This window comes from Micromonospora sp. D75 (genome assembly GCF_018070405.1).
GTDB classification, from domain to species: domain Bacteria; phylum Actinomycetota; class Actinomycetes; order Mycobacteriales; family Micromonosporaceae; genus Micromonospora; species Micromonospora chalcea.
The window spans coordinates 1-1,149 of sequence record NZ_JAGPXV010001022.1 but is presented as its reverse complement, the minus strand read 5'-3'; the positions used below and the strand labels follow the sequence as shown (position 1 = coordinate 1,149).

The following is a 1,149-nucleotide window of genomic DNA, read 5'->3' as shown; positions in this document are numbered from 1 at the left end:
GCCCCTCGTCGAGTTGCTGGCTCAGCTCGCCGAACTGGCTCGCGGTGAGATTCCAGACCAGGACGCCGGCGCCACCGAGGACGCCGAGCAGCAGCAGGACGGTGAGCAGCGCGGCGAGCCCGGCCGGCACCCGCAGCCGGCGCAGGCGTACCAGGACCGGATCGAGCAGCGCGGTGAGGAAGAGCGTGCCGGCCAGCGCCACCGCCAGCGGCGCGAGCAGCACCGCGATCTGCCCCAGCAGCCACAACCCGGCCGTCACCACGAGGAGACAGGCGCTCCAGGTGACAGCGGTCCGTACCGGCCAGGGCAGCCCGGCCCAGGTCTGCCGGGGGCCGGTCGTCGGTGCCGGCCGCGTCTGCTCGGATCCATCAGCGTCCACGTCGCCTCCTCGATCGTGGCCGTTGGTACCCGACGCACGTCGATCCGACACCCGGACGGGAATCGCCCACCCGGTGTTTGTGCCCCCAGCCCCAGGGAAGGCTTCCAACGTATCGAAGGGAGATCCGACATGAGCGACTTCATGGACAAGGCCAAGGACTTCGCCGACAAGCATGACAAGCAGGTCGACCAGGGCATCGAGAAGGCGGGTGACGCGACCGACAAGCGCACCGGCGGCAAGTACGACGCCCAGATCGACAAGGGCGTCGACATGGCGCAGCAGCGGACCGGCGAGGGTGACACCGGGCGCTGACCCCGTACACCCGCACCGGCGCCGGACACGACGGCGGCCACGCCCCCTCAGGGAGCGTGGCCGCCGTGGCGTCGGGGTCAGGAGCTGTAGCCGCGTCCGGCGATCCAGTTGGCCAGCTCGGTCACGTCCATCCAGTACGTCGGCGTGTCCGGCCGGGCCGGGTCGGCGATGAGGACGGTGTCGGCGTCGCCCTCGTACCGCACCACGGTCAGGTAGTGGCCGGGGTAGTTGTGCTCCACCCCGTCGATGTCCCGGGCGCCGCCCAGGATGTTCGCCACCACCGGCCGGTCGTCGTCCACGGCGGTCCGGATGTCCGCGCGCAGGCGGGCCACCTGCTCCGGGGTGGCCACGTCGTCGCGGATCTCGGTGGTCCGGTACTTGCCGCCGGTGTACTCGTTGAGCACCCGGGTGATGTCGATGGCGGAGTCGGTGCCGTTCTGGGTGGTGCCCAGCTTCGC

At 71.2% G+C, this 1,149-nt stretch carries 3 protein-coding genes; 1 reads left to right on the top strand and 2 read right to left on the bottom strand.

What is annotated here, in order from left to right:
- Positions 1-379 (bottom strand): AI-2E family transporter (locus KBX39_RS31675; protein WP_210874096.1); only part of this gene is annotated, 379 nt, incomplete at its 3' end.
- A 129-nt stretch (positions 380-508) separates the two neighbouring features.
- On the opposite strand from KBX39_RS31675, the gene KBX39_RS31670 reads away from it, so the two are divergent.
- The gene (locus tag KBX39_RS31670; protein WP_069087829.1) at positions 509-691 is read left to right on the top strand and encodes an antitoxin; all 183 of its coding nucleotides are present in this window, start codon (positions 509-511) and stop codon (positions 689-691) included.
- 77 nt (positions 692-768) lie between these two features.
- Here the strand turns inward: KBX39_RS31670 and KBX39_RS31665 are convergent.
- Positions 769-1,149: C39 family peptidase (locus KBX39_RS31665; RefSeq protein ID WP_210874094.1), on the bottom strand; the 381-nt coding region annotated here is incomplete at its 5' end.